Genomic DNA, 26,105 nt, shown 5'->3' on the forward strand with positions numbered 1-26,105 from the left:
GGTCTCAGCCGAGCCGGGGGTCCGAGGGTCCGGCCTCTGCGGGTCGGGGACGGTCCTCACGGTGGAGCCGCACGGCCACGAGCGCGATGTCGTCCTCGGGGCGCTCCGGGAGCATGCGGCGCAGCACCTCGTCGCAGACGGCGTCGAGGTCCAACCCCTCGGCGGCGACCTCGCGCAGGACGTCGGCGAGTCGGGCGATGCCCTGCTCGAGGCCCTCGCCGCGCCGCTCGACCAGACCGTCGGTGTAGAGCAGCACGGTCGACCCGCGCGGCAGGCTCGCGACGCTCTCGGTGCGGTGGGCGTCCGGGAAGAGACCCAGCAGCATGTTCGTCTCGTCGGCCCACAGCTCGCGCACCTCGACGGCTGCGACCGGCACACGACCGGTCTGGTCGGCCGGGTCGATCACGCCGTCGTCGCCGTGCACCATGACCACGAGCGGCGGCGGATGGCCGGCATTGGACCACCGCAGGCGGGTGACCCGTTCGGCGCGCTCCTGCTCGGTCTGCTCGAACCGCGCCACGACGACACTCGCCGAGGAGTCGACCCGCAGGCCGTCGAGCACCGCGTCCATGCGGCGCAGCACGTCGGCCGGGCCTTCGTCGGTGGTCATCGCGATGCCACGCAGGAGCGAACGCATCTGCCCCATCGCGGCGGCGGCCGCCGTGTCGTGCCCGATGACGTCGCCGATCACGACGTTCGTCGAACCGCCGGGCTGCAGGAAGGAGTCGTACCAGTCACCGCCGACCTTCGCGGCCTCGGTCGCGGGCTCGTACCGGACGACGACGTGGAGGTGGTCGGGTTGCGGAGGTGCGGTGAGCAGGCTGCGCTGCAACGCCTCGGCGAGGTCGCGCTGCTCGGCGAAGGCCTGGGCGTTGCCCAGGGCCAGACCGGCGCGACCACCGATGTCGCCCAAGATTTCCAGGTCGTCGCGGCTGAACGGCTCGCGCTCGGCGGCCCGGAACAACGTGAGCAGACCCGTCGTGCGTCCGTGACCCCGCAGAGCCATGAGCACGGCCGACTCCGGCGCCAGACCGCGGTACACGTCGCGCACGGTGCCGGGCTGCAGCACCGCCGAGATCCTCTCGGTGGCCTCGGACTCGATCAGGATCGGTTCGCCGCTGCGGAGCACCCGGAAGAGGAATGCCTCGTCGCGCAAGGCCCCGAGCCGGCCGGCGGCGTACTGGTCGACCGCCGGCTGGAGGTCGGGGTCGGCGTGCCAGGCCCCGATGTCGCGCAACCGACGCCGCGACATCGACGAGTCGGGCTCTCCGTCGACGGTCGTGACGATGCACCAGTCGCACAGCTCCGGCACCAACAGCCCGGCGAGCCGCGCGACGCCCGCCTCCGGATCCATCGTGTCGGTGAGCGCCTCGGACACGGCGGCGAGCAGGGAGCTGCGCCGGGCGAGACGCTCGAGGGTCTCCTGCGCGGCTCGGCGCTCGGTGATGTCGAGGAAGTAGACCGAGAGACCGTCGGACGTGGGCCACACGCGGACCTCGTACCAGTCGTCGAGCGGGGGCGGGTAGTACGCCTCGAAGGTGATCGTCTCGCGACGGGTGGCGGCGCGACGATAGCTCCGTTCGAACTCGGTGCCCAGCGCATCGGGAAACAGCTCCCAGATGACCTCGCCGACAGGGTCGGCGCTGACGGCACCGAGCAGGCGTTGGGCCACGGGGTTCACGTAGCTGAAGCGCCACTCCCGATCGAGTGCGAAGAAGGCGGTGGGCATCGCCTCGAGGACCGTGAACGCCCGCGTCTCCTCGCTGGCGCCGGTCCCGCTGTCGATCGCGGCGCCGATGACCCGGGCCGCAGTGCCGTCCGGCCCGGGGAGGGCACGACCGCGGGCGCGGACCCACCGCTGGCGTCCGCTCGGCAGCATCACCCGGTACTCGGCCTCGTATTCCCCCACCGAGGAGATCGCCGCGGCGTGAGCTCGATCCACGCGGTCGCGATCGTCCGGGTGCACGCACTCGGTGAAGGCCGCGATCGTGCCGGCGAACGTGGCACGATCGCGCTGGAACAGCTCGTGCAGCTGGTCGTCCCAGCGCAGCTCCCCCGTGGCCAGGTCCCAGTCGAAGACCCCGACCCCTGCGGCCTCGACCGCGAGCCGGAGCCACGGCGGGTCGTCGGCGTCGGAGGACCCGAACGGGGTCGGTCCGGGTGCCGCCATGGTGGGTGCCGCCTCGCTGTCGACTGTCGTGACGGAGACGCGGTGACGCCGGTGGGACTGTCCGCCATGGTCTCCCCGAGCCATGATTCGCCGACGATTCTATCGGGCAGCCACGAGTCTGCTGCGGGTTCGACGTCACGTCCTGGCCCGGCGCGCCAGGTCGGTCGAACGGGCCTAGGGTGTCGTCGGTGCGGGCCTGAGCGCCCCGAACACGAGGAGGCTGGCGTGGCGGCGACCGGGACGACGCAGCTGCCCTTCTCGTCGCGCTCCCTACGCACGGCACGGCACGAGCTCATGACCTTCCTGGCGCAGCACGGGGTGCGCACGGTCGTCGCCAACGACGCGTTGCTCGTGCTGGGCGAGCTGGCCGCGAACGCCGTGCGGCACGGCGCGCCGCGCGACGACGGCACGTTCGAGGCCCGGTGGGTGCTCCGCGACGAGATCCTCGTGCTCAGCGTGCACGACGGTGGCGACAGCGGCACGGTCCACGTCCTGCACGTCGACGAGTCGGCCGTTTCCGGTCGCGGTCTCGCCATCGTCGACCTGCTGGCGGACCGCTGGTGGATCGAGCGCGACAGCGGCACCCGGATCAGCGCCGAGCTCACGGTCTGACGCGGCCCTCGAGCCTCCGACGACCATCGACCGGTGCCGTCACCGCGTAGCGACAGACGCCGCTCGTCAGACGGCGGGCGAGGTGGGGTGGCCGTACGGGCCGGCCGCACGACCCTTGGGGTTGGGGCCGTGCTCGTTGTCGGGGTGGGAGTCCTGGGCGAACCACACGATCAGGATGATCCAGCCGACGATCGGGATGAGGCCGATGAGCTGCAGCCACCCGCTTCGCCCGGTGTCGTGCAGACGGCGAGCGCCGACGGCGAGGTTCGGGACGATCGTGGCCAGGAGCAGCAGCGTCTGGACGATCTGGATGCCGATGATGGCGTCGATGATGGCCCCGACGAACGAGACGATGACGGTGGCGAGCACCCAGAACCAGTACTCCGAGCGCCGTGCGCGCCCGGTGAAGGTGGCGTACTGGGACAGCACACTGGAGACGGCTTGTTGCAGGTTCACGGTAGCTCCGAGCGATTGGCGGGCGGTGGTGCACAACCTAGAGCCACGCCGTGCTTCTGCGCGCGGAAAACGGCAAGCTCCCGGTCGCTGTCCCACCCACGCAGGATCGGTTCAGGCCGGCGTCGACCCGACCTGGGCCTGGATCTCACGGATCGTCGACCCCACGACGCCGCCCGCCAGCAGTCCCGGGCCGAGCGGGCCGGACCGATCCGAGCCGAGCGGTGGGAGCAGCCGCAGGGCCGCGCGGCAAGCCTCGTCCAGCTGGTCGAGCTGCCACTGCACCTCTGCCGCGATCGCCTCAGCGCCGTCGGGGGCGGCGAGCGCGACAGCCTTGACCGCGTAGCCGGCGGCCCCCAGCGCGTGGGCGCCCATGTGGGCCACCGCTGAGGCCTGCCCCACCGCCCGAGCCGCGGCAGCGCCGGCGGGAGTCGACACCTGCGACGCGGCCCTCACGGCGACCAGGCGTCTGCCGATCTCCTCGGCCGCACTGCTGCGACCGTCCGCGTAGGCATAGGTGCGGGCCAAGGCGTGCGCGACGTCGCCCACGGCCGCGGCATCACCGTCGACGAGGGGAAACACTCGTTCGGCACACGCGGCCGCCCACCGGGCAAGCAGTCGCCGGTCGGGGTCGCTGAGCGTCTGGATCGAGGTCATCTCCTGCATTCTCGTCGACGATCACGACACTCCACCCGGCTCGGCTCTCCGCGCGTGCCGCGAGCGGTCTTCGGCAGGCGATGATGGGGTCATGTCGACCACGACTCCCGCCGATCTCACCGTGTGGCGCCGTCTGCAGGACGCCGGTCAGGCGACCCCGTGGCCGCCGGGGGTGCGCATGCTCGCCGACGGCGAGCACCCGGCCGTGCTCGACACCGTCGGCCTGACGGTCGAAGGACTCGCGGACCCCGATGCCGCCGCCCGCGCTCGCGCCGTGGCCGAGACGGCCGCGCTCGTCCGCTGGGTCGTCGAGAACGACGACGAGCACGTGGCGTTCGGGTACTGGCGGGGGCCGGACGACCTGCCGCTCGACGATGCACCCGTGGTCGCGCTGGACGCCGACGGCCAGTTCGAGATGCTGCGCGGCTCGACCCTCAGCGAGGCCCTGACCGACGAGTACGGCCAGTGGTCGCACGCGGACTACACCGCGCTCGTCACGGAGTGCCGTTCGCAGGGCGTCGCGATCAGCGCCGACGATCCCGACGACCTGGTCGAGCCCGAGGTGTCGCCGACGCCGGCGGCGCATCTCGCCGTCCGCTACGAGGCGCTGCGGACGCCCAGCTGACACCTCGTGGCTGGCGACCGCCCCACGGGCTACCGTGGGCGGGCCCGGTTCACCCCACCACGGCGAGGACAACCACCATGGCGCACGTCGACCCCCGGAAGGTCGTGCTCCACGGGCACGACCTCTCCTACACCGACCGTGGCGAGGGCCCCGTGGTGCTGTTCATCCACGGAATCCTGGGCTCGCAGCAGCAGTGGGCCCACCTGGTCGACGCGATGGACGACGACCACCGGGTGGTCCTGCCCGACCTGTTCGGCCACGGCGAGTCCGCCAAGCCGATGGGCGACTACTCGCTGAGCTCCCACGCCGCCACGATGCGTGATCTGCTGGACCACCTCGGCGTCGATCACGTGACCCTCGTCGGCCACTCCCTCGGCGGCGGCATCGCGATGCAGTTCTTCTACCTCTTCCCCGAGCGGGTCGAGCGTCTCGTGCTGGTCTCCAGCGGAGGCCTCGGGCGCGAGGTGAGCATCGCGCTCCGGTCAGCGACCCTGCCCGGCGCCGCCCAGGTGCTGAGCGTGGTGGCCTCGGCACCCGTGCTGTCACAGGTCGAGACGCTCGGGCGGGTCGCGGCGAAGGCTGGCTGGTGCCCCGGTTCCGACATCACCGCGATCTGGCGAGGCTTCAGCTCGCTCGGTGACCGCGAGAGCCGCCGCGCGTTCCTCGCCACGACGCGAGCCGTCATCGACATCGGGGGGCAGAGCATCAGCGCCCACGACCACCTCGAGGACTCGCTGCCCGTGCCGACCATGATCGTGTGGGGCTCGAAGGACCACATGATCCCCGCCTCGCACGCGCGCAGCGCCGCGCAGTCCATGCCCGAGTGCCGGGTCGAGATCTTCGAGGGCGCAGGGCACTTCCCGCACCTTGACGACCCTGATCGCTTCGCCCGCGTGCTGCGCGAGTTCATCGCGTCCGACACCGGCGACGCCTGACCTGATCTACCGGTCGGCCTCCCTCACCGCGGCCCGCGCAGCGGCCACCGCCAGCACCGTCACGGCAGCACACACCAGGAACGAGCCGAGCTCGCCGGCGCGAACCGTGATGAACGCTCCGACGGAACCGGCCGCCGCACAAGCAGCCAGCATGACGGCGTTGGCGCGCAGCGCGAACCGTGCCCACGGGGGTCGTCGTCGCATCGGCATGCCGTCACCTGCTGTCCTGGCTTCACGAGCAACCTAGGCGAGGTTCGGACGCCCCGCCGACGACCGTCCAGCGCACAGGGCCGGTCGTCGGCGAGTCAGGTGCCGAAGCCCGCCGAGTCACCGTCGCCGCGAAGACGGTCTCGGACCGTCTCGAGACGCCGCAGCGACTCACGCGTGGTCGCGGGATCGTCGCCCAGCACCTGCAGCTGCTCCTCCAGGGCCGCGAGCTGACGACCCAGCTCGTCGCGCACTCCGGGCTCGCCCGTGACGTAGGCCAGCTCGTCGACCGTCTGCAGCAGACGGTCGACCACGGCCGGGCTGGCGGCTCCGTGGTGGCGCATCGGCGAGAGGGCCGCACGGATCCGGTCGGCTGACGTCACGGGTGAGGTCACGACCCGCAGGGCGCCCGCCCCGTCGGCCAGGCCGGGCGGCATCGGGGACATCGCCGCGGTGCGCACCGTGATGGCGCTCAGGTGGCCGAGGGCGTGCACCGCCGTCGTCGGGTCATTGACGCCGGGCGACAGGGCACGCAGCGCGATGTCGAGGATCTGCTGGATCCCGAAGTCGACATCCTCTGACGAGGTGCGTTCGTACCCGACGACGTGGGCGCACCGGACCGACTCCTCGAGCGCCTCGACCGCCTCGCGATCGGGAGCGGCCGCCTCGACACTGCTCCACCAGTACGCCAGCGGAGTGCCGGCGACCACGTTCTCCCCGATGTGCCGCGCCTCCTGGATCACGATGCCGTGCTTCGTCGCCGCCTCCACGAGCGCCAGGCGGTCACGGCTCGTGACGAAACCGCTCTGGTCCGCCGTCACGACGTGCCGGTGCGGAGGAACGACGATCGCCCCGGCGAAGGCGACCGCCGCGCTGTGCCGCTCGGACTCACGGTCGATCACGTCGTCGGTCTCGGCGTGGATCTCCTTGAGGATCGTCTCGACCCGCAGCTGCGCCGCCAGGTGCGCCAGGAACAGCACGAGCATGACCATGCTCACCAACGTCAGCACGAACGCCAAGGTCACCGAGACCCGCGGGACGAACTCCGCCGCCGACTCGCCCTCGGAGCGGATCGTGCGGAGCACCGTGATCGCGAACGCGAAGGTGCCGAGGAAGGTCGCGAGCGTCCAGTGCACGTGGCGGTCGCGGGCGAACATGCGCAGGACGCGGGGAGACGCCTGGCTGCTGGCCAGCTGCAGCGCGACCACCGTGAGTGAGAACGTCAACGACGTCGCCGTGATCAGCGAGCCCGCGATCGACGACAGGACCGACCGGGCGGTGTCGGCGCCGCCGTTGAACACGAACGAGTCGACGCCGAGCGGCAGCGCGCCGTCGACCAGCAGGTCGATCCGCGGCAGCGCCAGACCCACCCCGACGGCGGCCAGGATCACGACCACCGGGATCGGCCAGAGGCGGGACTCGACCGACTCGGCAAGACGGGCCCAGCCTCCTCGCCGCCGGGCACTGGCGGCGCGCCGCCCCGAGGTACGTCCACTCACGGCACTCGTCCTCCTGTGACTGCGGCGGGGCACCGATCGGGTGCGCGGGTCCGAGCTCCGCTCGGAGGTTCAACCTAGCTCCACCCCATCACCGTCGGTCACGACCGTTATGTACACAACCGCGACGCAGCCCGTGACCGATGTCACATTCGAAGGACCAGTACGACCGTCCCAGGAAAGTGAGCACCATGAGCGCAACCACGGAACACGTCGAGAACCAGGCCAGACACGACGCCGGCCCACGTCCCGGCGCCTCCGAGAACCTCCTTTCCCCGCGCCGCGTCTGGATCGGACGCGGCCTCGGCGTCGTCCTGGCCCTCGCCGTCTACCTGCTGCTGCCGCAGGACGACGCACTGTCGGACTCGGCCCGCGCCACGGCAGCGATCGTGACCCTGGTCGCCATCTGGTGGATGAGCGAAGCGATGCCGCTGGCCGCCACCTCGCTGGTGCCGATCGTGGCCCTGCCGTTGGCGGGCGTGCTCCCGGTGGCCGAGGCCACCGCGCCGTACGCCTCCACCACGGTGTTCCTCTTCATGGGCGGCTTCATGATCGCCCTGGCGATGCAGAAGTGGAACCTGCACAAGCGGATCGCCTTGCTCGTGATGCGCGTGATCGGCACCCAGCCCCGGCAGCTGATCCTCGGCGTGATGGTCGCGACCGCTTTCCTCTCCATGTGGGTGAGCAACACCGCGACGACCCTGATGATGCTGCCGATCGGCATCAGCGTCCTCGCCCTGGTGGCCACACCGGACCCGAGCAGGACGTCCGACGATCCCGGCAGTGGGCCGGTGTCGGACATGTTCGCCGACAAGGACACGAAGAACTTCGCCACCAGCCTGATGCTGTCCATCGCCTTCGCCGCGACGATCGGCGGCCTCGCCACCCTGATCGGCAGCCCGCCCAACCTGATCCTGGCCGGATTCGTCGAGGAGTCCCTGGGCGTCACGATCGGCTTCGCCGACTGGATGAAGATCGGTGTGCCGCTCTCGGCGGTCTTCCTGCTGCTCGCCTGGCTGCTGCTCACCCGGGTGATCTACCCGACCAAGCTGTCCGCCGTCGTGGGGGGCAAGGACGTGCTGCGCAACGAGCTCGCCAAGCTGGGACCGATGTCGCGCGGCGAGTGGGTGGTGCTGGGCGTCTTCGTCTCCGCCGCCGTGCTGTGGATCAGCCGTGAGCCGCTCTCCGGCTCGGAGACCGTGACGTCGCTGCTTCCGTTCGTCGCGAACCTCGACGACTCGATCATCGCGATCGGCGCCGCCCTGGCCCTGTTCCTCATCCCCGCCACGCGGGAGCGGGGCACGACCACGATGACCCTGGACTGGCGCACCGCCCAGTCCGGCATCCCGTGGGGCGTGCTGCTGCTCTTCGGCGGTGGTCTCAGCCTGGCCAAGGCCGTGCAGCAGACAGGTCTGAGCGAGTACATCGGCACCCAGGTCAGCGGCTTCGGGGTCCTCCCGGTCGTGCTGATGATCGGCGCCGTCTGCCTGGTCATCCTGATGCTCACCGAGCTGACCAGCAACACCGCCACCGCGGCGACCTTCCTGCCCGTCCTGGGCGGCGTCGCTCTCGGCCTGGGCATCGACCCGATGCTGCTGCTGGTCCCGGCCGCCTTCGCCGCCACCTGCAGCTTCATGCTGCCGGTGGGCACGCCGCCGAACGCCATCGTGTTCGGCTCGGGCCACGTCACGATGGGCCAGATGATCCGCGCCGGGGTGTGGCTGAACCTCCTCGGCGTCGTGCTCATCACGGGCGCCACGATGCTGCTGGGCGAGTGGGCGCTGGGCATCACGATGTGACACCAGCCGTCACGACGAGCAGCACGATCACGCGACCACTGGCGCACGAACGATGGAAGACTAGGCAGATGGCACGACGGTTGAGCCTCGCCCGGCAGGTCTTCGTGCTCCAGCTCACCGTGATCGTGCTGCTCGTCGGCGCGGGAGGACTCCTGGCCTACCTCGACGCCCGGAGCACCAGCGAGAACAGCGCCGAACGCCGGGTCCTGACCCTGGCCCTCGGACTCGCCGAGCTCCCCAGCGTGGGCGAGGCGCTCACCCTCGACGACCCGTCGGTCGTGCTCCAGCCGCTGGCCGAGTCCGTGCGCCGCGCCACCGGCGCCGACTTCATCGTGTTCATGGCCCCCGACCGGACCCGCTACTCCCACCCCAGTCCGGAGCTGGTCGGCGAGAAGTTCCTGGGCACCATCGACCCGGCCCTCGCCGGCGAGCCGCTGACCGAGACCTACCCCGGGACCCTGGGCCCGTCCGTGCGGGCGGTGGTCCCGATCTTCGACAGCGACGGGGACGTCGTCGCCCTGGTGTCGATCGGCATCCTGCGCGGTGAGATCGGCCGGGAGCTCCAGCAGCGGGTCCCGCTGCTGCTGGGCGTCTCCGGCGCCGCCCTGGCCATCGCCGCCTGGGGGTCGCTGGCGATCAGCCGGCGGCTGAGCCGCCAGACCCTGGGGCTCGGTCCCGACGAGATCACCCGGATGTACGAGCAGCACGACGCGGTGCTCCACGCCGTGCACGAGGGCCTGGTGATCGTCGACCCCGGCGGCCGGATCGTCCTGGTCAACGACGAGGCGGTCCGCCTGCTCGGCCTCCCCCCGGGGTCGGTCGACCCCGGGCCGCTGACGGCGTCCGACGTCGACGCCCCCCTCGGCTCCCACCTCGCGAGCGGCCGTCCGGTGGACGACCTGCTCGTCGTCCACCGGGACCGGGTCCTCGTGGTGAACTCCGAGCTGGCCGCCAAGGACGGCCGGATCCTCGGGACGGTCACGACGCTGCGCGACCACACCGATCTCGAGGCGCTGACCGGCGAGCTCGACACGGCCCGAGGATTCGCCGAGGCGCTGCGTGCCCAGGCGCACGAGTCGGCCAACCGGCTCCACACCGTGGTGACCATGATCGAGCTGGGCAATCCCGAGCGTGCCGTCGAGTTCGCGACCGAGGAGCTCGCCACGACGCAGCAGCTCACCGACCGGGTGGTGGGCACCGTCGAGGAGCCTGCGCTCGCGGCCCTGTTGCTCGCCAAGGCGGCTCAGGCACACGAGAAGGGGGTCGAGTTCGTCATCACCCCCGACAGCCGCGTCGGCGAGGTGGGCATCTCCTCCCGAGACCTGGTCACCCTGGTCGGCAACCTGGTCGACAACGCGATCGACGCCGCCCTCGCCGGTGGGCCCCCGCGCCGGGTGACGCTCACCGCCACCTCCTCCGACGAGGGGTTGCGCCTGGTCGTCGCCGACTCCGGCGCCGGCATCGATCCCGACCACCTCGACGATGCCTTCACGCGTGGCTGGTCGACCAAGCTCAGCGACCAGCCGCACGGCCGAGGCCTGGGACTGGCACTCGTGCGCCAGATCGTCGAGCGCCACCGGGGCAGCCTCCACGTGGAGTCCGACGGCGGCGCGGTGTTCACCGTCGACCTGCCCGGGGGAGCCGATCCCGCGCACGAGGCCGAGCGATGACGGTCAGGACGCTCGTGGTCGAGGACGACCCGGTGATCGCCGCGGCACACGCCGAGTTCGTGTCACGGGTGGACGGCTTCTCGGTGGCCGGGATCGTCCACCGCGGCAGCGAGGCCTGGGACTTCGTCGCCACGCACGAGGTCGACCTGGTCCTGCTCGACTTCTACCTGCCGGACATGACCGGCCTCGACGTCTGTCGCGGTCTGCGCAGCCGGGGCTACCTGGTCGACATCATCGCGGTCACGTCGGCCAGGGACGTGCGGGTGGTGCGCTCGGTGGTCGCCTACGGCGTGGTGCAGTACCTGCTCAAACCGTTCACCTTCGCAGCGTTCAAGGACAAGCTGCAGCGCTACGCGGACTTCCGCACCCACCTGGACGGCCACGACCTGGAGGCCGCCCAGCAGGATGTCGACCGGGCGCTGGACGCGCTGCGGGGCACCGCCAGCGCGGCCGTTCCCAAGGGGATGAGCGAGAGCACCCTGACCGCGGTGGTCGACGTCCTGCGGGCGACTCCGGCCGGCGTCACCGCCCACCAGCTGTCCGAGCAGCTGGGCATGGCACGAGTGACGGCCAGGCGCTACCTCGAGCACCTCGCGGGAGCCAGCCTGGTGGACCGGGAGCCCCGCTACGGACGCACAGGACGTCCGGAGAACGTCTACCGGTGGCGACGCCACACCTGAGACCCACGGGTCTCGCGTGTCACAGGAGCACCGAGGGTGATCTGCGAACGATCTGATCACGCGGCGCGATCATGTGGGGATTCGGTGGAGGTTGGTCACCGTCGGTTGATGTCGAGCAACAGACCTTCGATCTTCGCGCACCGTGCGGACAGCTCGCGGATGCGCTGCCAGACAACGGCACGGGGCGCGTCGATCTTGAGTGCGCGGAGGTCCTCGTCTAGACGTTGCGGACGGTCGCGGAGGTAGGTGACTGCGTGGTTGAGGCTGTCGCCGACCGTCGTGCCGTACGCATCGACCACCTTGCGCGCGCCGGCCTTCAGCGCGGTGGTGTCGGGTTTCATCATCGCGAGGTCGATCAGGTCGCGGTTGAACGTCGACGTGTCGGCCCAACCGTCGTCGTTGGCGAGCAGCTTGGTGGCGACCTGGTCGGTTCGCGTCAGGGTCCGCAGCCCGCAGATCTCCTCGCCCGGGGAGGGAGTGTCAAGGTCGATACGGCCCTCATGGATGATCTCGAGCTTCATCGCCGTCCCCGCAACGAGCACCGAGGCCCTAATGCCGTAGCCGTCGACGGAGGGTGTTCGACCCAGGTCCAGCTTGCGCGTCGCCAGGGCGTCGAGCCCCTGGTCCCTGACGATCTGGCGCAGCGCTCGATAGGACTGCTGGTCGGAGACCAGGAAGTCGATGTCCACCGATTCGCGGAACTCACCGTTGGCGAGGACGATCGCCGTGCCGCCTCCGAACCAGCAGCGGTGCTCGGCCAGGAGCGGTGCGTCGAGCATCGACAGCACCTCAGCCACCTGTTGGTGGTGCAGCCGCCTAAACAAGGAGCCTGCCGTTGCTGTAGGCGTCCGCCAGATGCTGGATGAACGCCTTCTCGTGGTCGGTCAGCGTCTCCCGGTCGAGGTGCCGCCAGCCGCGCTCGTAGAGGTTGAGTGCCTCCGTCTCGGTGATGGTGGTGCCGGCGTCCGTCTGCCACGCCAGCGCGCGCAGACCCGGGTAGTCGCCGACCATGACCTGCGCGGGTTCTGCCGCTGGCGCGTCGAGGATCGGAACGACGAGGTGAAGTCCGAGGGCGGCTGCAACGTTGACGCAGGCGCCGATCGTGACCGAGGGATTACCTGCCTCGATCCGGTGCAGCGTGACACGCGAGACGCCAGCAGCTTCGGCACACGCGACGACCGTGACGCCGAGAGCCTTGCGACGTTCGCGCAGCCGGGCCCCGAGACGTTCGAGGTCCGCCTGTTGCTCGGGACTCGTGTACGGACTCGGAGCTGGCATGTTTCTCATTTTAGTCATCGACTCCCCTGAGTCAACAATGAGAAACACTTTGGACAAACTCTCGTCCAAGTCGGCACGTCCGGCGCGCGCTTTGTGCAGATGGCGTCCGGATCGGACAGCCCTGGCGGGCATCGATCCCCGACGAGGACCAGACGTTCTGGGCGACGTCAGACGTTGAAGCGGAACTCCACCACGTCACCGTCGGCCATGACGTAGTCCTTGCCCTCCATGCGCACCTTGCCCGCCGACTTGGCCGCGTTCATGGAGCCGGCCTCGACGAGGTCGTCGAACGAGACGATCTCGGCCTTGATGAAGCCGCGCTCGAAGTCGGTGTGGATGACACCGGCCGCCTGCGGCGCGGTGGCTCCCTTCGGGATCGTCCAGGCCCGCGACTCCTTCGGCCCGGCCGTGAGGTAGGTCTGCAGTCCGAGCGTGTCGAAGCCGACGCGCGCGAGTGCGTCCAGCCCGGGCTCCTCGACGCCCATGTCGGCGAGCATCTCGGCCCGCATCTGCTCGGCGTCCTCGTCGTCGCCGAGCTCGACCAGCTCGGCCTCGCCCTTGGCGTCCAAGAAGATCGCCTCGGACGGCGCCACCAAGGCGCGCATGCGGTCCTTGAGCGCCTCGTCGGCGAGCTCGTCGGCGTCGCAGTTGAAGACGTAGATGAAGCGCTTGGAGGTCATCAGGTGCAGGTCGCGCAGCAGGTGGAGGTCGAGCCCCGCCTTGAGCACGCCGGTGCCGGCCTCGAGGGCCTCCTTGGCCTTCTGCGTCTCCTCGAGCACGGGCACGAGGGACTTGTCCTTGCGCGACTCCTTGTCGAGCCGCGGCAGCGCGTTGTCGACGGTCTGCAGGTCGGCCAGCACCAGCTCGATCGAGATCGTCTCGATGTCGCTGCTGGGGTTGACCTCGCCGTCGACGTGGGTCACGTCCTCGTCGCGGAACACCCGGGTGACCTGGCAGATCGCGTCGGACTCACGAATGTGCGACAGGAACTTGTTGCCCATGCCCTCACCCTCGGAGGCGCCCCGGACGATGCCGGCGATGTCGACGAACTGCACCGTGGCCGGGAGGATCTTCTCCGAGCCGAAGATCTCGGCGAGCTGACCGAGCCGCTCGTCGGGCACCCCGACGACGCCGACATTGGGCTCGATCGTGGCGAACGGGTAGTTCGCGGCGAGCACGTCGTTCTTGGTCAGGGCGTTGAAGAGCGTGGACTTGCCGGCGTTGGGCAGGCCGACGATGCCGATGGAGAGAGCCACGAGGGTCGAGCCTACCGGGCGATCCTGCGACCTCTGGAGGCCGGAGGCGGTCGCCCCGTGCGGGGCGGGTGCAGGCGCCACCGGGGGCTGGCACTCTGGAGGAATGACCGAGTCCGATCGCACCGACGCTCCCCCGCCGCCCGCACCGCAGACCCACCACCCCGGCTCGTCCGGACCGGTTGGCCCGCAGCCGATGCTTGACGTCACGCCGGGTGGCCCCGTGCCGCCCTGGGTCATCTGGGTCGGTGTGGCCTCCGGCGTGATGACGGTGCTGTTCGCCGGTCTCTACATCGCCTTCCTGATCTGGGCGAACACCTAGGCCGTCGGCAGTCGAAACGCCCGCAGCGCCTGGTCGTACCAGTCGTCACGCAGGCCGAGGTCGGTCATGCCGAGTCGCCGGCACACGGCCTGCGACGCCGCGTTGTCCGGGTGGGTGACGGCGTGCACCTCGCTGATGCCGCCGCCGCGGGCCCGCTCCACGAGCGCGCGAGCCGCCTCGGTCGCGAACCCGCGGCCCTGGGCCGACGGGTGCAGGTGCCACCCGATCTCGACGTCGCGGCGCTCGCTGCCAGCGCTGGCCGGGAGCGGTACCAGCATCGCGACGCCGACCGGCCCGCCCACGGCGCCGGTGGAGGTGCGGGGGCAGATTGCAAACACGCCGGTCGACGGGTGCGGGCCCGCACGCCCCGGCTGACCGGCCAGCTGGACCTGCACCTCGGTGCGGGTGCGCGGCCGACCGGCACCGCTCCACCGTGCGACCTCCGGGATCGAGAAGAGGTCGGCCAGGAAGTCCAGGTCGTGCCGGGTGAACGCGCGCAGCACCAGACGCTCGGTCTCGACGCGCGCGAGGTGCTCGGGCCGGAGCCGGAAGTTGTGGCCGTCGCCGCCGTACCAGGGATCGGGCCCGATGCCGAGGTCCTCGGCGCCCAGGCGGTGCGCGACTGCGGCCGACGCGTCGTTGTCGGAGTACATTCCGATCACGAGCTCGTCGTGCCCCGCCACGAAGGCCTGGGCGGCGAGCAGCCGGGCGGCCTGCGTGGCGTAGCCGCGACCGGCGGCGTCGGGGTGCAGGTGCCAGCCGAGCTCGTACTCGCCGACGAAGCCGCCGTCGAGGCGTCCGCACCGGGCCAGCAAGACGCTCCCGACCACTCGTCCCGAGGCGATCTCCTCGATCGCGCGCCGGGCCACGAGCGGGTCCTCGGCCTCGGCCGCGAGGTAGCCGTCGATGCGCTCGCGCGCCTCGTCCTCGTCGGCCATCAGGTGGAAGGGAGGGTTGTCGAGCCACTTCACGACGTCGAGGCGGGAGTGGATCGCGAGCACGTCGGCGGCGTCACCGTGATCGAACCGGCGCAGCCGCAACCGGTCGGTCGTGACCTCCGGGTACCACCCGGTGTCGTTCGCCACGGGTCCCTCGGGTGTCGACACGACCCCCAGTCTGCCCTCGCGTCCGACGATCTGTCCGACCAGGGGCCTACCGTCGGGACATGGCCGGAATGGCGGCCCCCGCCGCCCTCGCGCAACGCGACCTGACCCTCGTCGGGGCCGCGTGCGGAGCCGTGCTGCTGATCGGTGCCGCGGCCCTGTTCGACCTCACCGACGCCCGCCTCGGCCCGCTGACCTCGATCGCCGTCGTCCTGGCCTCGCTCACCGTGCCGCTCGCGGTCGCCCCCCGCCAGCTCTGGAACACGCTCTTCGCGCCGCCGGTGCTGTTGCTCGGCACCCTCGTGGTCGTCGCGATCGTCGCGCCGGAGGCGATCGCGCCCGAGGGCATGCCGGCGTCGGCCGGGCCGGCCGGGCGCGTCCTGGCCGGCACCGTCGCGAGCGGTGTCACCCTCGCCGTCGCCGAGGTCCTCGCGCTGCTCGCGATCGGTCTGCGCCGCCTCGCCCTGCGCTGAGGGGTCCGCGCCCCGCTGGCTGGTCGGCTATCCGGTCTTCTCGTCGACGAAGCACCAGCGCCAGGCCTCGCCCGGTTCGAAGCTGCGCATGACCGGGTGACGCGTCTCGTGGAAGTGCGCCGTGGCGTGCTTGCCCTCGGACGAGTCGCAGCAGCCCACGTGACCGCAGGTCATGCAGATCCGCAGGTGGACCCACGACGTCCCGTCGCGCAGGCACTCCTCGCATCCCGTGGGCGTCGTCGGACGCGGCACGTCGCAGGCGTCCCGCAGGTGCTCGCAGGCCCCGGCCGGGTCAATGGCCGCCCGCAGGTCGATCTCCCGGTCGACCGTCGACTCGTCCTCGGCCAGGCGGTCGAGGATCGACTCCTCGACGTCGAGGGCGTCCAGCACCCGCTGCAGCACCGACTGGTCCACCGTGCCCTCGCCCCGGATGCGGATCAGCTCGGCCCGCTCGCGCGCGAGCGTGGCGGCGCGTGCCCGGCTGTACTGCGCGGCCGGGGTGTCGGCGCCGCCCAGACGCTCCCAGATCGCGTTGGCCCGGTCCTGCGCTCGGCTGCGCAGGCGCTCGAGCACGTCCTCGGAAACGGTTCCGGCGATCTCCTCCTCCAAGTAGCGCAGCCCGGCGTTCGCGGCGGCCTGGTGCACCGAGGCCTCCGTGAGGTGGTCCTCGTGCCGGTCGGGGCCTCGCACCCCCAGCAGCCGGACGAGCCAGGGCAGCGTCAGACCCTGGAGCAGCAGCGTGCCCACCGTCACGACGAACGCGATCATGACCAGCACCTCGCGATGCGGGGTGTCTGCGGGCAGCAGGAAGACTGCGGCCAGCGTGACGACGCCCCGCATCCCGGCCCAGCCGATCAGCAGCGGGGTAGTCCAGTGCGGAGCGGGATCCGCGCGCCGCACGGCCGGGATGAGGCGTGGCAGGTACGTGGCCGGGAAGATCCACACCAGGCGGATGCCGATCACGGCCGCCAGGATGAGCAGGCTCACGGCGGCCACGCGTCCGGCCGAGAGCTCGCTGTCACCCACGTCGGCCACGATCGACTTGACCTGCAGGCCGATCAGCAGGAACGTCGTGTTCTCCAGGACGAACGAGATCGTGGCCCAGTTCATCCGCTCGAACAGGCGCGATGTCGCCGACTGGATGATCGGCGACTTGTGCCCGAGCAGGAGCCCCGCCACCACGACCGCGAGCACGCCCGAGGCGTGCGCGTCGGTGCCGGCCCAGTGGATCTCTTCGGCCGGCACGTACGCCAGCCAGGGCGTCAGCAGCGAGAGCGACACGTCGGTGAGGTCGTCGGTGATCCGCTTGCGCACCTGGATGACCACGAGGGCCACGACCGCGCCGATCAGGACGCCGCCGAGGGCCGACACGAGGAACTCGACTCCGGTCTCCAGCAACGTCACGGACCCGGCGATCGCGGCGATCGACGTACGAAGCAGCACGATGGCCGTGGCGTCGTTGACGAGGCTCTCGCCCTCGAGGATCGTCACGACCCGGCGTGGCAGACCGATGCGGCGCGCGACGGCGGTGGCCGCGACGGCGTCCGGCGGGGCCACGACGGCCCCGAGGGCGAGGCCGACCGCCAGCGGCACGTCGAGCAGCGCCTGCGCGAGGAAGCCGACACCCACTGCGGTGACGATGACCAGCGCGATGCTGAGCAGCGCGATGGGCCGCCGGTTGGCCCGGAAGTCGACCAACGGCGTGCGGATCGCGGCCGCGTAGAGCAGCGGTGGGAGGAGGCCGACCAGCACGAGCTCCGAGGTCAGCTCGACGTCCGGGATGAAGGGCACGTACGAGGCCGCGATGCCGAACACGATCAGCACGAGCGGCGAGGCGACGGGCAGCCGACCCGCCAGCGTCGCCACCGCGACGGCCAGGCTCACGGCGACGACGACGGTCAGAGCGGTGTCCACGAAGGACATCGTGACACCGGCACCCTCACGCGCGAGATCAGTTCACGCTGGAAGGGTGTAGCACCTGTCGCTACAGTGGAGACATGTCCGAGCAGATCAGCCAGCGCGAGCTGCGCAACGACTCCGGCCGCATCATGCGGGCCCTCGACGAAGGACGCAGTTTCGTGGTGAGCCGCAACGGTCGCCCGATGGGCGAGCTTCGTCCCCTCCGCCGAGACCGGCTGGTCAGTGCCGGCCTGGTCGCCGCGGCCTTCCGCGGCGCGCCGCCCGTCGACGCCCAGCAGTTCCGCGACGACCTCGACGCGCTGATCGACCAAGACCCGAGCCCCCGTGCCTGATCGACTCACCTCGGGCCTCCTCGACACCTCGGTCGTCCTGGACCTGCACGCGATCGACCCGATGGTGCTGCCTGCCGAGGTCGGCATCTGCGCCATCACCCTGGCCGACCTGGCCGCCGGGCCGGCGGCTGCCGAGGACCCCCAGGAGCGTGCTCGCCGGCAGGATCGGCTGCAGCGCGTGGAGGCGACCTTCGATCCGCTGCCCTTCGACGGCGAGGCGGCTCGCGCCTACGGTCGGGTCGCGGCAGCGGTCTTCGCCCAGGGCCGCAAGCCTCGCGGCAGGCTCGCCGACCTCCAGATCGCCGCCGTCGCCCTGGCTGCGGGTCTGCCGGTCGTGACGCGCAACCCCCACGACTACATCGGCCTCGAGTCCCTGCTCCCGATCGTGACCATATGAGGTCGACCCGGCGTGTGCCCTCCGCTGCCGCTGGGCGGGGCGGTGGATTCACCACACGTCGTCACCATCTCTCGTAGCGTCAACCACTCACCACGACGAACGGAAGAATCACCATGGGTTCTGTCATCAAGATCAACGCCATCACCGTCCCCGCGGACTCCGGCGACGAGCTCGCCCACCGCTTCGCCGCCCGGGCGGGCGCCGTCGACGACGCCGAGGGGTTCGAGGGGTTCGAGCTCCTGAAGCCCACTGACGAGCGTGACCAGTGGCTCGTGCTCAGCCGGTGGCGCGACGAGGAGAGCTTCCAGGCGTGGGTCGCCTCCCCCGCGTTCGCCCACGGGCACCGCTCGGCGGCCGAGCGCAGCGGCGGCGAGGCACCGAAGCCCGTCTCGACGCACAGCGAGGTCTGGAGCTACGAGGTCGCCGGGGGCTCTGACGCCTGACGGACGCGGGCGCTGAGCCGCGCGTACTCCTCGTCGATGCGGCTCGGTCCCCACGGACGCTCGACAAGAACGCGTCCGACGATGGACTCGTGGGAGTGGAACTGCTCCCGCGTCAGGTCGATCTCGGTGCCGTCGGGCAGCAGGTTCCACCAGTGGTAGTCGACCCGCGAGCCGGCGACGTGCACCTCGCCTCGCACCAGTTGCCCGCCGAAGGCGTCATGCACGACGAGCACGGTCGTGATGCACTGCCCGCGAGCCGGGTTGTCGGTCGACCAGTTCGGCTGGTCCTCGGGAGCGCACGTGTCCGGTCCCCAGGCGAGACGGAGCGCCGCCGTCAGCTCCTCGAGCGCGACGGCTCCCGCTGACGCAGGCACTCAGGCCTTGGTGGAGATGCCGGCCGACTTCATGTCGCGACGCAGCTCCGGCGGCAGCGCGAAGATCAGGCTCTCGTCGGCCGTGCGGATGGCACGGGCGTCGCCGATGCCGCGTTCCGCGAGGTAGGCCAGCACGTCCTGCACGAGGTCGTCGGGCACCGAGGCTCCCGAGGTGACCCCGACGGTGGAGACGCCCTCGAGCCAGGCGTCGTCGATCTCGGAGATGTCGTCGATGCGGTAGGAAGCGGCCGCCCCGGCCTCGAGCGCGACCTCGACCAGGCGCACCGAGTTGGAGCTGTTGGCCGAGCCCACGACGATCACCAGATCGGCGTCCTGCGCGATCTCCTTGACCGCGACCTGCCGGTTCTGCGTGGCGTAGCAGATGTCGTCGGACGGCGGGTCCTCCAGCTGCGGGAACTTCTCGCGCAGGCGGCGGACCGTCTCCATCGTCTCGTCGACGCTGAGCGTGGTCTGCGAGAGCCACGACAGGGCCGTGCCCTCGGGGAACTCCAGCGCGTCGACGTCGTCGGGGTGCTCGACGAGGGTGATGTGGTCGGGGGCCTCACCGGCGGTGCCCTCGACCTCCTCGTGACCTTCGTGCCCGATCAGCAGGATCTGCTTGCCCTCCTGCGCGAACCTGCGCGCCTCGTGGTGCACCTTGGTGACGAGCGGGCACGTGGCGTCGATCGTCTTGAGCTGGCGGTCAGCCGCTTCGGCGTGCACCATCGGCGAGACGCCGTGGGCGGAGAACACGACCGTGGCACCCTCGGGCACCTCGTCGAGCTCCTCGACGAAGATCGCGCCGCGCTCGGCGAGATTGTTGACCACGTGCTTGTTGTGCACGATCTGCTTGCGCACGTAGACGGGGGCGCCGTAGAGGTCGAGGGCCTTCTCGACGGTGATGACCGCGCGATCGACGCCGGCGCAGTAGCCGCGGGGATCCGCGAGCAGCACCTGGCCGCCGAGAGAGGGCATGCCGAGGGAGACCGAGGAAGACATGCCTCCATCGTAACGGCCCGGTGGCGAGCGGGGCCCGTCGTCGGCGCGTGCCTCTAGGGTGGCCGCCATGGCCCTCGACACCAGCGCGGACTCCCCCGCCCCGCTGCGCACGATCTCGCAGGCCGTCGGCGCCTACATCGGTCGCCTGGGCGCGGTGTGGATCGAGGCCGAGGTCGCGCAGATGAACCGCCGACCCGGCATGTGCTTCCTCACGTTGCGCGACCTCGAGGCCAAGGTGTCGATGGGCGCCAAGTGCCACGTCAGCGTGCTCGACGCCTGCCCCGCCCCGGTCACGGCCGGGGCTCGCGTCGTCGTGCACGCCAAGCCCACGTTCTACGGCCCCAACGGCAGCCTGTCGCTCGACGTCCGCGAGATCCGGCCCGCCGGCGAGGGCGAGCTGCTCGCCCAGCTCGAGCGGCGCAAGCAGCTGCTCGCCGCCGAGGGGCTGTTCGAGCCGCGATGGAAGTCCGCGCTGCCCGTGCTGCCCGGCGGCATCGGGCTCGTCACCGGTCGCGAGTCGGCCGCCGAGCGTGACGTCCTCGAGAACGTCAGGCTCCGGTGGGATGCCGCGCCGATCCGCGTCATCCACGCGCTGATGCAGGGCGCCGACAGCGCCCGGGCCGTCATCGCCGCCGTGACCGAGCTCGACGCCGATCCCACGATCGACGTCATCGTGGTGGCCCGCGGCGGCGGTTCGGTCGAGGACCTCCTGCCCTTCAGCGACGAAGCGCTCGTGCGGGCCGTGTTCGCCTGCAGCACCCCGGTCGTGTCGGCCATCGGCCACGAGCCCGACACCCCGTTGCTCGACCTCGTGGCCGACCTGCGTGCCTCCACGCCCACCGACGCTGCCAAGCGCATCGTCCCTGACGCCCGCGTCGAGCGCGAGGCCATCGCCTCGGTGCTGCAGCGCAGCCATCACGCGGTGCGCCAGCTGGTCGAGCGCGAGCTGCACCAGCTGGCGGCCATGCGCAGCAGGCCCGCCCTCGCCCGGCCCACCACGCTCGTCGACGCACAGGCCGAGCTCGTCGTGACGGCACGCGACCGCTCACGCCGCGCCCTCGAGCAGCGCCTCGACCGCGCCCGCGACGAGGTCGGCCACCACCTCGCCCGCGTGCGGGGCCTGTCCCCCCTGGCCACGTTGCAGCGCGGCTACGCCGTGGCGCAGACCCCCGAGGGGCACGTCGTCACGTCGGTGCACGACGTGCCCGAGCGGCTTCACGTGCGGCTGGCCGACGGCCACGTCTCGGTCGTGCGCACCGCCATCCATCCCGACCCGCAGGAGACCGCCGATGAGTGACCAGCCCGAGATCAGCTACGAGCAGGCCCGCGACGAGCTCATCGCCACCGTGCAGCGCCTCGAGACCGGCGGCACCACGCTCGAGGAGTCGCTCGCCCTGTGGGAGCGTGGCGAGGAGCTGGCCCGCATCTGCCAGACCTGGCTCGACGGCGCACGCGAGCGACTCGCCGCGGCCAGCGGCACCGCGGACGCTCCCGAGACCGACTGACTCAGGCGGTCGCCAGGCGGCGCACGAAGGTCTGGACGTCCTCCAGCGGAGCGGTGCTGGTGGTCACGAGCGTCGTGACCTCCGGGGTCTCCTGCACGAGGGTGATGGACCGGTCGGGGCCGTCGAAGCGCTGCCACACGACACCGTCGATCTCGAGCGTGCCGGCCTCCTCGGCGCCCTCGGCGTAGGTGTCGACGAGGTCGCGGGCGCTGGCCTTCTCCTGCTCGAGCCCGATGTACCGGTTCTCGTCGGTCAGGACCCCGAGGTGCCAGGCCTGGGAACCGGTCGGCGTGAACCGCACGCCATTGACCCGCCAGTCGGTGGGCAGGTTGGCGGGCGCGAGCAACGGATAGGTCGCGACGTCGCGGGCGCTCGCCGCGGTGTCGGCGTACGGGACGCTCTCACCGATGGGGTCCTCCGGCGTCTCGGTCTGCAGCAGACCGAAGGCCCAGATGCCGAGCACGATCAGCGACAGCACGGCGACGCTGCGCACGACATCGCCCATCGACGGGTTGCCGCGGGAGCGCTGCGGGGCAGGGGGTCGGCTGCTCATGCTGGCGGGTCAGGCGTCCTGGCTGCTGCGACGCCAGCGGATGCCGGCCTCGATGAAGTCGTCGATCTCGCCGTCGAGCACGGCCTGGGTGTTGCCGCTCTCGTGCTCGGTGCGCAGGTCCTTGACCAGCTGGTACGGGTTGAGCACGTAGTTGCGCATCTGGTCGCCCCACGAGGCGTTGGCGTCGCCGCGCAGCTCGTCGAGGTGGGCGCGCTCCTCGGCCTTCTTCAGCGCCAGGAGCTTGGCCTTGAGGATGACCATCGCACTGGCCTTGTTCTGCAGCTGGCTCTTCTCGTTCTGGCAGCTCACGACGGTGCCCGTGGGCAGGTGGGTCAGGCGCACGGCCGAGTCGGTCGTGTTGACGCTCTGACCGCCCGGACCACTGGAGCGGTACACGTCGACCCGCACCTCGTCCTCGGGGAGGTCGATCTCGTCGGTCTGCTCCAGCACCGGCACGACCTCCACCGCGGCGAACGAGGTCTGCCGGCGGCCCTGGTTGTCGAACGGCGAGATGCGCACCAGGCGATGGGTGCCGGACTCGACCGAGAGCGTGCCGTAGGCGTACGGCGCCCGCACCGCGAACGTGGCCGACTTGATGCCCGCGCCCTCGGCCCAGGAGGTGTCGTAGACCTCGACGGAGTACTTGTGCCGCTCGGCCCAGCGCGTGTACATGCGCTGCAGCATCTCGGCGAAGTCGGTGGCGTCGTCGCCGCCGGCGCCGGAGCGGATCGTGACGATCGCCTCGCGCTCGTCGTACTCGCCCGAGAGCAGCGTGCGGACCTCGAGGCTCTCGACCGCGGTCTGCAGGCGGCGGATCTCGTTCTCGGCCTCGGTGAGGGAGTCGGCGTCGCCCTCCTCCTTCGAGAGCTCGACCAGGACCTCGGCGTCGTCGAGGCGCTGGCGCAGGTTCTCGACCCGCTCGACCTCGGCCTGCAACGCCGACAGACGACCGGTCACGCGTTGCGCGTTGGCCTGGTCGTCCCAGAGGTCCGGGGCCCCGACCTGCTCCTGGAGGTCGTCGATCTCCCCCTGGAGCTTGGGCAGGTCGAGGACCTTCTCGATCGACGTCATCGTCTGATCGAGTTCCTTGATGAGCTCGGAGAAATCAACGGCAGCCACGTGCCGAGGCTACCGCGTGGGGTCAGATGCTCTTGCGGCGGAACTCCGGCGACTGCGTGGGACCGTTCGCACCGTGCGACTTCTCGCTGCCGTCGCGCTCGGCGCCCTCGGCCGTCGCGTGGTGCTTGCCCTTCTTCTTCTCGAGGGCCTCGCGGAACTTGGCCTTCATGTCGGACTTGGGATCGTGCTGCGCTGACTCGGCCATGTCCGCACCCTAGACCCTCAGGTCAGGACAGGGCCTCGGCGACGAGCGTCATCGCCGCGGCGATCGCCGGATCGACCGTGTCGGCGTCCTGTTCGTCGCGCGAGGTCATGATCACGACCACGATCGGTTCGCGCTGCGGCGGCCAGACGACGGCGATGTCGTTGCGGGTGCCGTACGCGGCCGAACCCGTCTTGTCGGCGACCTCCCACTCGGCCGGGACGCCCGCGCGCACGAGGGCGTCGCCGGTCGTGTTGCGCCGCATGAGGTCGAGCAGGACGTCGCGGGTGCTCGGGTCCGCCCCGTCGAGCGCGTAGTGCTGCAGCGTCCCGGCCATGGCACGAGGCGTGCTGGTGTCGCGGTCGTCGCCGGGTACCGCCTCGTTGAGGGCGGGTTCGGTGCGCGTCGCGTTCGTGACGTCGTCGCCCGAGGCGCGCAGGGCCGCCTGCAGGCCCGCCGGCCCGCCGACCAGCTGCAGGAGCAGGTTGGCGGCGGCGTTGTCGCTGAAGCGGACCGCGCCGTCGGCGAGCTCGGCGACGGTCATGGTGGTGCGGCCCTGCGCCAGTGCCTCCTCCACGGCCGGCGCGTGGGCCACGAGGTCGGCCGGGGAGATCGGGACCTCCTGCTGCAGCACCGCTGGTGACTCCTGCTCGAGCAGCGCACCCACGAGAAACGCCTTGACGGTCGAGGCGAACGCGAACCGTTCGTCGGCCCGGTGCTCGAGGGTGTCTCCGGACCCGGTGTCGAGTGCGAAGACCCCGAGGCGCACGTCGTGGGCCTGCTCGAGCGCCGTGAGGTCGGCCGAGCGGTCGAGCACGCGGCCGGCGGGCGCCGGCTGGTTCGCCTCGGACTTCGGGGCCGGGGGCTCCGATCCGTCACTGCATCCCGCGAGCCCGATCAGGAGCGCCAGCGCTGTCGACACCACCCAGAGTCCTCGCATGGCACCACTTCACCACACCCCGCAGGGCCGAGCTCACGACCGGACGTGACGTCGACGGCTCGCAGGACAGGTGCGAGATGCACCAAGATAGGGGCCCAGGAGCGGGAACATTCCTCGCGATGGGCCTCTCTGACGTTCGAATCGTCCCCGAGCCGAAGGCGCACCCATGTCATCCCAGGTCCCCGGCCCCCCGCCGTCCGAGCCCACCCCGCAGGGCGCCCCGCTGCCCCCGGCCCCCGGCCAGACTCCTCCGGCCCCGTCCTACGGCGCTCCTGCCCCGCAGCACGGCGGCGGTGGCTACGGCGGACCCGGCGGGTACCCGCCGCAGCCCACCCCGTCGCCGAACGGCGGCGACGGTGGCCGGACCGGCCTCATCATCGCGATCGTCGCGGTCGCGGTGCTCCTGGTCGCGGGCGCCGCCACCGCCCTGATCCTCGTGCTCACCAGCGGTGACGACTCGGGCGACGACTCCGGCTCCGATGACGGCGGCAGCTCGCAGAGCGACGACGAGCCCTACGTGACCGCGGTCGAGGACTACTTCGCCGCATACGCCGATGGCGACTGCGAGGCGATCCTCGACCTCTACCCCGACCAGTTCGACGACGTCGAGCAGTGCGAGGACGACTACCCGTACACCGACCCCGACGACGTCGAGATCGACATCAGCAGCGTCGAGGCCACCGATGTCGACGAGGAGGCCGACCCGGCCGAGGCCACGGTCGAGATCTCGTTCACCGAGATCGATCTCAGCGAGGACACCGAGGACGACTACACCGTCGAGTTCACGCTCGAGAAGGACGGCGACAACTGGATCATCACCGACTTCGACTCGGTCTGATCCCCCGACCTGACAGCCCGACCGCACGCCCCGGACACGAAGGAACGACGCCACCCCCATGAGCCACGACCCCAGCATCCCGCCCCCGCCCGGCAGCACCCCGCCTCCTGGCCCGCCGCTCCCGCCTCCGGGCCAGGCCACCCCGCCTCCGCCCGGCGGATACCCGCCGGCCGGCTTTCCGCCGCCGGGCGGCCCGCCCCCGCCCGGTGGCGGGGGCGGGAAGAAGACCGGCCTGATCATCGGTGCGGTCGTCCTGGCCCTGCTGCTCATCGGTGGTGCCGTCACGACGGTCCTGCTGCTGACCGGAGGCGACGACGATCCGGAACCGACCGCGACCCCCACGTCGTCGACTGATCCGGACGACGAGCCCACCGATGATCCCGACGACGAGGAGGTCGATCTCGACGACGGCCCCTGGGTCGACACCGTCGAGGACTTCACGGTCGCGTACTACGACGGCGACTGCACGACGCTCATGGAGCTCGCACCCGGCAACTGGGCCGACGAGGAGACCTGCCTGAGCGAGATCATGCCCGGTCAGTTCGTGCTCGACGACTACGACATCGAGACGATCGAGCTCGACGACGAGCAGGACCCGACCGAGGCGACCGTCGAGATCGACTACACGATCATCCAGGTCTCGACCGACCAGGCACAGACCTTCGTCACGACCTTCACGGTCGAGGACGACGGCCGCGACTGGCTCGTCAGCAACTTCCAGACCGGCGGCTGACCGTCGCCGGTCCGAGC

The 26,105-nt window shown here is 71.1% G+C and carries 31 protein-coding genes; 15 read left to right on the plus strand and 16 right to left on the minus strand.

Annotation, left to right across the window (positions count from 1 at the left end; all coding sequences use genetic code 11):
* Window positions 1–4 precede the first annotated feature (4 nt).
* Window positions 5–2,170, minus strand: coding sequence for a SpoIIE family protein phosphatase (locus KAG51_RS12470; protein ID WP_290584152.1), 2,166 nt, complete (start codon window positions 2,168–2,170; stop codon window positions 5–7).
* A gap of 225 nt (window positions 2,171–2,395) precedes the next feature.
* Between KAG51_RS12470 and KAG51_RS12475 the strand changes: the two genes are divergently transcribed.
* The gene (locus KAG51_RS12475) at window positions 2,396–2,782 is read left to right on the plus strand and encodes an ATP-binding protein (RefSeq protein WP_290584154.1); all 387 of its coding nucleotides are present in this window, start codon (window positions 2,396–2,398) and stop codon (window positions 2,780–2,782) included.
* Between the two features lie 66 nt (window positions 2,783–2,848).
* Here the strand turns inward: KAG51_RS12475 and KAG51_RS12480 are convergent, their stop codons facing one another.
* Window positions 2,849–3,238 carry a DUF805 domain-containing protein gene (locus KAG51_RS12480; protein ID WP_290584156.1) on the minus strand — a complete coding sequence of 130 codons (390 nt, stop codon included), beginning with the start codon at window positions 3,236–3,238 and terminating at the stop codon, window positions 2,849–2,851.
* Window positions 3,239–3,349: 111 nt separating this feature from the next.
* The gene (locus KAG51_RS12485) at window positions 3,350–3,892 is read right to left on the minus strand and encodes a putative immunity protein (RefSeq protein WP_290584158.1); all 543 of its coding nucleotides are present in this window, start codon (window positions 3,890–3,892) and stop codon (window positions 3,350–3,352) included.
* A gap of 91 nt (window positions 3,893–3,983) precedes the next feature.
* Here KAG51_RS12485 and KAG51_RS12490 point away from each other — a divergent pair, with 91 nt between their 5' ends.
* Window positions 3,984–4,517: a hypothetical protein gene (locus tag KAG51_RS12490; RefSeq protein WP_290584160.1), complete on the plus strand. Its 534-nt coding sequence runs from the start codon at window positions 3,984–3,986 to the stop codon at window positions 4,515–4,517.
* Between the two features lie 77 nt (window positions 4,518–4,594).
* On the plus strand, window positions 4,595–5,452 hold the full coding sequence (locus tag KAG51_RS12495) for an alpha/beta fold hydrolase (RefSeq protein ID WP_290584162.1): 858 nt from the start codon (window positions 4,595–4,597) through the stop codon (window positions 5,450–5,452).
* A gap of 6 nt (window positions 5,453–5,458) precedes the next feature.
* Here KAG51_RS12495 and KAG51_RS12500 read toward each other — a convergent pair whose 3' ends face one another.
* Window positions 5,459–5,662 (minus strand): hypothetical protein, encoded by a 204-nt coding sequence (locus KAG51_RS12500; RefSeq protein WP_290584164.1) that lies wholly within the window; start codon window positions 5,660–5,662, stop codon window positions 5,459–5,461.
* A 95-nt stretch (window positions 5,663–5,757) separates the two neighbouring features.
* Complete coding sequence (locus KAG51_RS12505) at window positions 5,758–7,158, minus strand: DUF2254 domain-containing protein (protein ID WP_290584166.1); 1,401 nt, start codon at window positions 7,156–7,158, stop codon at window positions 5,758–5,760.
* A gap of 188 nt (window positions 7,159–7,346) precedes the next feature.
* On the opposite strand from KAG51_RS12505, the gene KAG51_RS12510 reads away from it, so the two are divergent.
* The 3 genes from KAG51_RS12510 (at window position 7,347) to KAG51_RS12520 (ending at window position 11,304) form a co-directional block, all read left to right on the plus strand.
* Window positions 7,347–8,954 carry a DASS family sodium-coupled anion symporter gene (locus tag KAG51_RS12510; RefSeq protein ID WP_290584168.1) on the plus strand — a complete coding sequence of 536 codons (1,608 nt, stop codon included), beginning with the start codon at window positions 7,347–7,349 and terminating at the stop codon, window positions 8,952–8,954.
* Window positions 8,955–9,022: 68 nt separating this feature from the next.
* On the plus strand, window positions 9,023–10,624 hold the full coding sequence (locus KAG51_RS12515; RefSeq protein ID WP_290584170.1) for a sensor histidine kinase: 1,602 nt from the start codon (window positions 9,023–9,025) through the stop codon (window positions 10,622–10,624).
* Window positions 10,621–11,304, plus strand: coding sequence for a response regulator (locus tag KAG51_RS12520; RefSeq protein ID WP_290584171.1), 684 nt, complete (start codon window positions 10,621–10,623; stop codon window positions 11,302–11,304). Before KAG51_RS12515 ends, KAG51_RS12520 begins: the two co-directional genes overlap by 4 nt.
* Before the next feature lie 95 nt (window positions 11,305–11,399).
* Here the strand turns inward: KAG51_RS12520 and KAG51_RS12525 are convergent, their stop codons facing one another.
* The 3 genes from KAG51_RS12525 to ychF form a co-directional block, all read right to left on the minus strand.
* Window positions 11,400–12,101 carry a nucleotidyl transferase AbiEii/AbiGii toxin family protein gene (locus tag KAG51_RS12525; protein ID WP_290584172.1) on the minus strand — a complete coding sequence of 234 codons (702 nt, stop codon included), beginning with the start codon at window positions 12,099–12,101 and terminating at the stop codon, window positions 11,400–11,402.
* Window positions 12,102–12,120: 19 nt separating this feature from the next.
* Window positions 12,121–12,582 (minus strand): helix-turn-helix domain-containing protein, encoded by a 462-nt coding sequence (locus tag KAG51_RS12530; protein WP_290584173.1) that lies wholly within the window; start codon window positions 12,580–12,582, stop codon window positions 12,121–12,123.
* Window positions 12,583–12,749: 167 nt separating this feature from the next.
* Window positions 12,750–13,838, minus strand: coding sequence for a redox-regulated ATPase YchF (gene ychF / locus KAG51_RS12535; RefSeq protein ID WP_290584174.1), 1,089 nt, complete (start codon window positions 13,836–13,838; stop codon window positions 12,750–12,752).
* A 103-nt stretch (window positions 13,839–13,941) separates the two neighbouring features.
* On the opposite strand from ychF, the gene KAG51_RS12540 reads away from it, so the two are divergent.
* A complete protein-coding gene (locus KAG51_RS12540) occupies window positions 13,942–14,157 on the plus strand; it encodes a hypothetical protein (RefSeq protein WP_290584175.1) in 216 nt (71 codons plus the stop codon).
* On the opposite strand, the gene KAG51_RS12545 is transcribed toward KAG51_RS12540, so the two are convergent.
* Window positions 14,154–15,263, minus strand: a complete 1,110-nt coding sequence (locus tag KAG51_RS12545; RefSeq protein WP_290584176.1) for a GNAT family N-acetyltransferase — start codon at window positions 15,261–15,263, stop codon at window positions 14,154–14,156. The two genes, KAG51_RS12540 and KAG51_RS12545, sit on opposite strands and share 4 nt — an antisense overlap.
* 59 nt (window positions 15,264–15,322) lie before the next feature.
* Here KAG51_RS12545 and KAG51_RS12550 point away from each other — a divergent pair, with 59 nt between their 5' ends.
* The gene (locus KAG51_RS12550; RefSeq protein WP_290584177.1) at window positions 15,323–15,733 is read left to right on the plus strand and encodes a hypothetical protein; all 411 of its coding nucleotides are present in this window, start codon (window positions 15,323–15,325) and stop codon (window positions 15,731–15,733) included.
* Window positions 15,734–15,760: 27 nt separating this feature from the next.
* Here KAG51_RS12550 and KAG51_RS12555 read toward each other — a convergent pair whose 3' ends face one another.
* Window positions 15,761–17,656, minus strand: coding sequence for a Na+/H+ antiporter (locus KAG51_RS12555; RefSeq protein WP_290584178.1), 1,896 nt, complete (start codon window positions 17,654–17,656; stop codon window positions 15,761–15,763).
* A gap of 74 nt (window positions 17,657–17,730) precedes the next feature.
* Here KAG51_RS12555 and KAG51_RS12560 point away from each other — a divergent pair, with 74 nt between their 5' ends.
* The 3 genes from KAG51_RS12560 (at window position 17,731) to KAG51_RS12570 (ending at window position 18,825) form a co-directional block, all read left to right on the plus strand.
* Entirely contained in the window at window positions 17,731–17,985 is a 255-nt protein-coding gene (locus KAG51_RS12560) for a prevent-host-death protein (RefSeq protein ID WP_290584179.1), read from the plus strand.
* On the plus strand, window positions 17,978–18,382 hold the full coding sequence (locus KAG51_RS12565; protein WP_290584180.1) for a type II toxin-antitoxin system VapC family toxin: 405 nt from the start codon (window positions 17,978–17,980) through the stop codon (window positions 18,380–18,382). The genes KAG51_RS12560 and KAG51_RS12565 overlap by 8 nt, the downstream gene beginning before the upstream one ends.
* A 113-nt stretch (window positions 18,383–18,495) precedes the next feature.
* Window positions 18,496–18,825: an antibiotic biosynthesis monooxygenase gene (locus tag KAG51_RS12570; protein ID WP_290584181.1), complete on the plus strand. Its 330-nt coding sequence runs from the start codon at window positions 18,496–18,498 to the stop codon at window positions 18,823–18,825.
* Here the strand turns inward: KAG51_RS12570 and KAG51_RS12575 are convergent.
* Together KAG51_RS12575 and KAG51_RS12580 are read right to left on the minus strand one after the other, a co-directional pair.
* Entirely contained in the window at window positions 18,795–19,199 is a 405-nt protein-coding gene (locus KAG51_RS12575) for a hypothetical protein (RefSeq protein WP_290584182.1), read from the minus strand. The genes KAG51_RS12570 and KAG51_RS12575 overlap by 31 nt on opposite strands.
* Window positions 19,200–20,198 (minus strand): 4-hydroxy-3-methylbut-2-enyl diphosphate reductase, encoded by a 999-nt coding sequence (locus KAG51_RS12580; RefSeq protein WP_290584183.1) that lies wholly within the window; start codon window positions 20,196–20,198, stop codon window positions 19,200–19,202. It lies immediately after the preceding gene.
* 67 nt (window positions 20,199–20,265) lie between these two features.
* Between KAG51_RS12580 and xseA the strand changes: the two genes are divergently transcribed.
* Both xseA and KAG51_RS12590 read left to right on the plus strand, forming a co-directional pair.
* A complete protein-coding gene (gene xseA, locus KAG51_RS12585) occupies window positions 20,266–21,495 on the plus strand; it encodes an exodeoxyribonuclease VII large subunit (protein ID WP_290584184.1) in 1,230 nt (409 codons plus the stop codon).
* Window positions 21,488–21,703: an exodeoxyribonuclease VII small subunit gene (locus KAG51_RS12590; protein WP_290584185.1), complete on the plus strand. Its 216-nt coding sequence runs from the start codon at window positions 21,488–21,490 to the stop codon at window positions 21,701–21,703. The genes xseA and KAG51_RS12590 overlap by 8 nt, the downstream gene beginning before the upstream one ends.
* 1 nt (window position 21,704) lies before the next feature.
* Here KAG51_RS12590 and KAG51_RS12595 read toward each other — a convergent pair whose 3' ends face one another.
* The 4 genes from KAG51_RS12595 to bla are packed head-to-tail and all read right to left on the minus strand — an operon-like array spanning window position 21,705 to window position 24,517.
* A complete protein-coding gene (locus tag KAG51_RS12595) occupies window positions 21,705–22,256 on the minus strand; it encodes a DUF4245 domain-containing protein (RefSeq protein WP_290584186.1) in 552 nt (183 codons plus the stop codon).
* A gap of 9 nt (window positions 22,257–22,265) precedes the next feature.
* Window positions 22,266–23,375, minus strand: coding sequence for a peptide chain release factor 2 (prfB, locus tag KAG51_RS12600; RefSeq protein ID WP_290584187.1), 1,110 nt, complete (start codon window positions 23,373–23,375; stop codon window positions 22,266–22,268).
* A 22-nt stretch (window positions 23,376–23,397) separates the two neighbouring features.
* Window positions 23,398–23,580: a DUF5302 domain-containing protein gene (locus KAG51_RS12605; protein ID WP_290584188.1), complete on the minus strand. Its 183-nt coding sequence runs from the start codon at window positions 23,578–23,580 to the stop codon at window positions 23,398–23,400.
* 22 nt (window positions 23,581–23,602) lie between these two features.
* Window positions 23,603–24,517: a class A beta-lactamase gene (gene bla, locus KAG51_RS12610; protein ID WP_290584189.1), complete on the minus strand. Its 915-nt coding sequence runs from the start codon at window positions 24,515–24,517 to the stop codon at window positions 23,603–23,605.
* A gap of 166 nt (window positions 24,518–24,683) precedes the next feature.
* Between bla and KAG51_RS12615 the strand changes: the two genes are divergently transcribed.
* On the plus strand, window positions 24,684–25,355 hold the full coding sequence (locus tag KAG51_RS12615) for a hypothetical protein (protein ID WP_290584190.1): 672 nt from the start codon (window positions 24,684–24,686) through the stop codon (window positions 25,353–25,355).
* 58 nt (window positions 25,356–25,413) lie between these two features.
* Window positions 25,414–26,088 carry a hypothetical protein gene (locus tag KAG51_RS12620; protein WP_290584191.1) on the plus strand — a complete coding sequence of 225 codons (675 nt, stop codon included), beginning with the start codon at window positions 25,414–25,416 and terminating at the stop codon, window positions 26,086–26,088.
* The last annotated feature ends 17 nt before the right edge of the window (window positions 26,089–26,105 follow it).

It is taken from the genome of Aeromicrobium sp. (genome assembly GCF_023146395.1).
In the GTDB taxonomy this organism is placed as follows: Bacteria; Actinomycetota; Actinomycetes; order Propionibacteriales; family Nocardioidaceae; genus Aeromicrobium.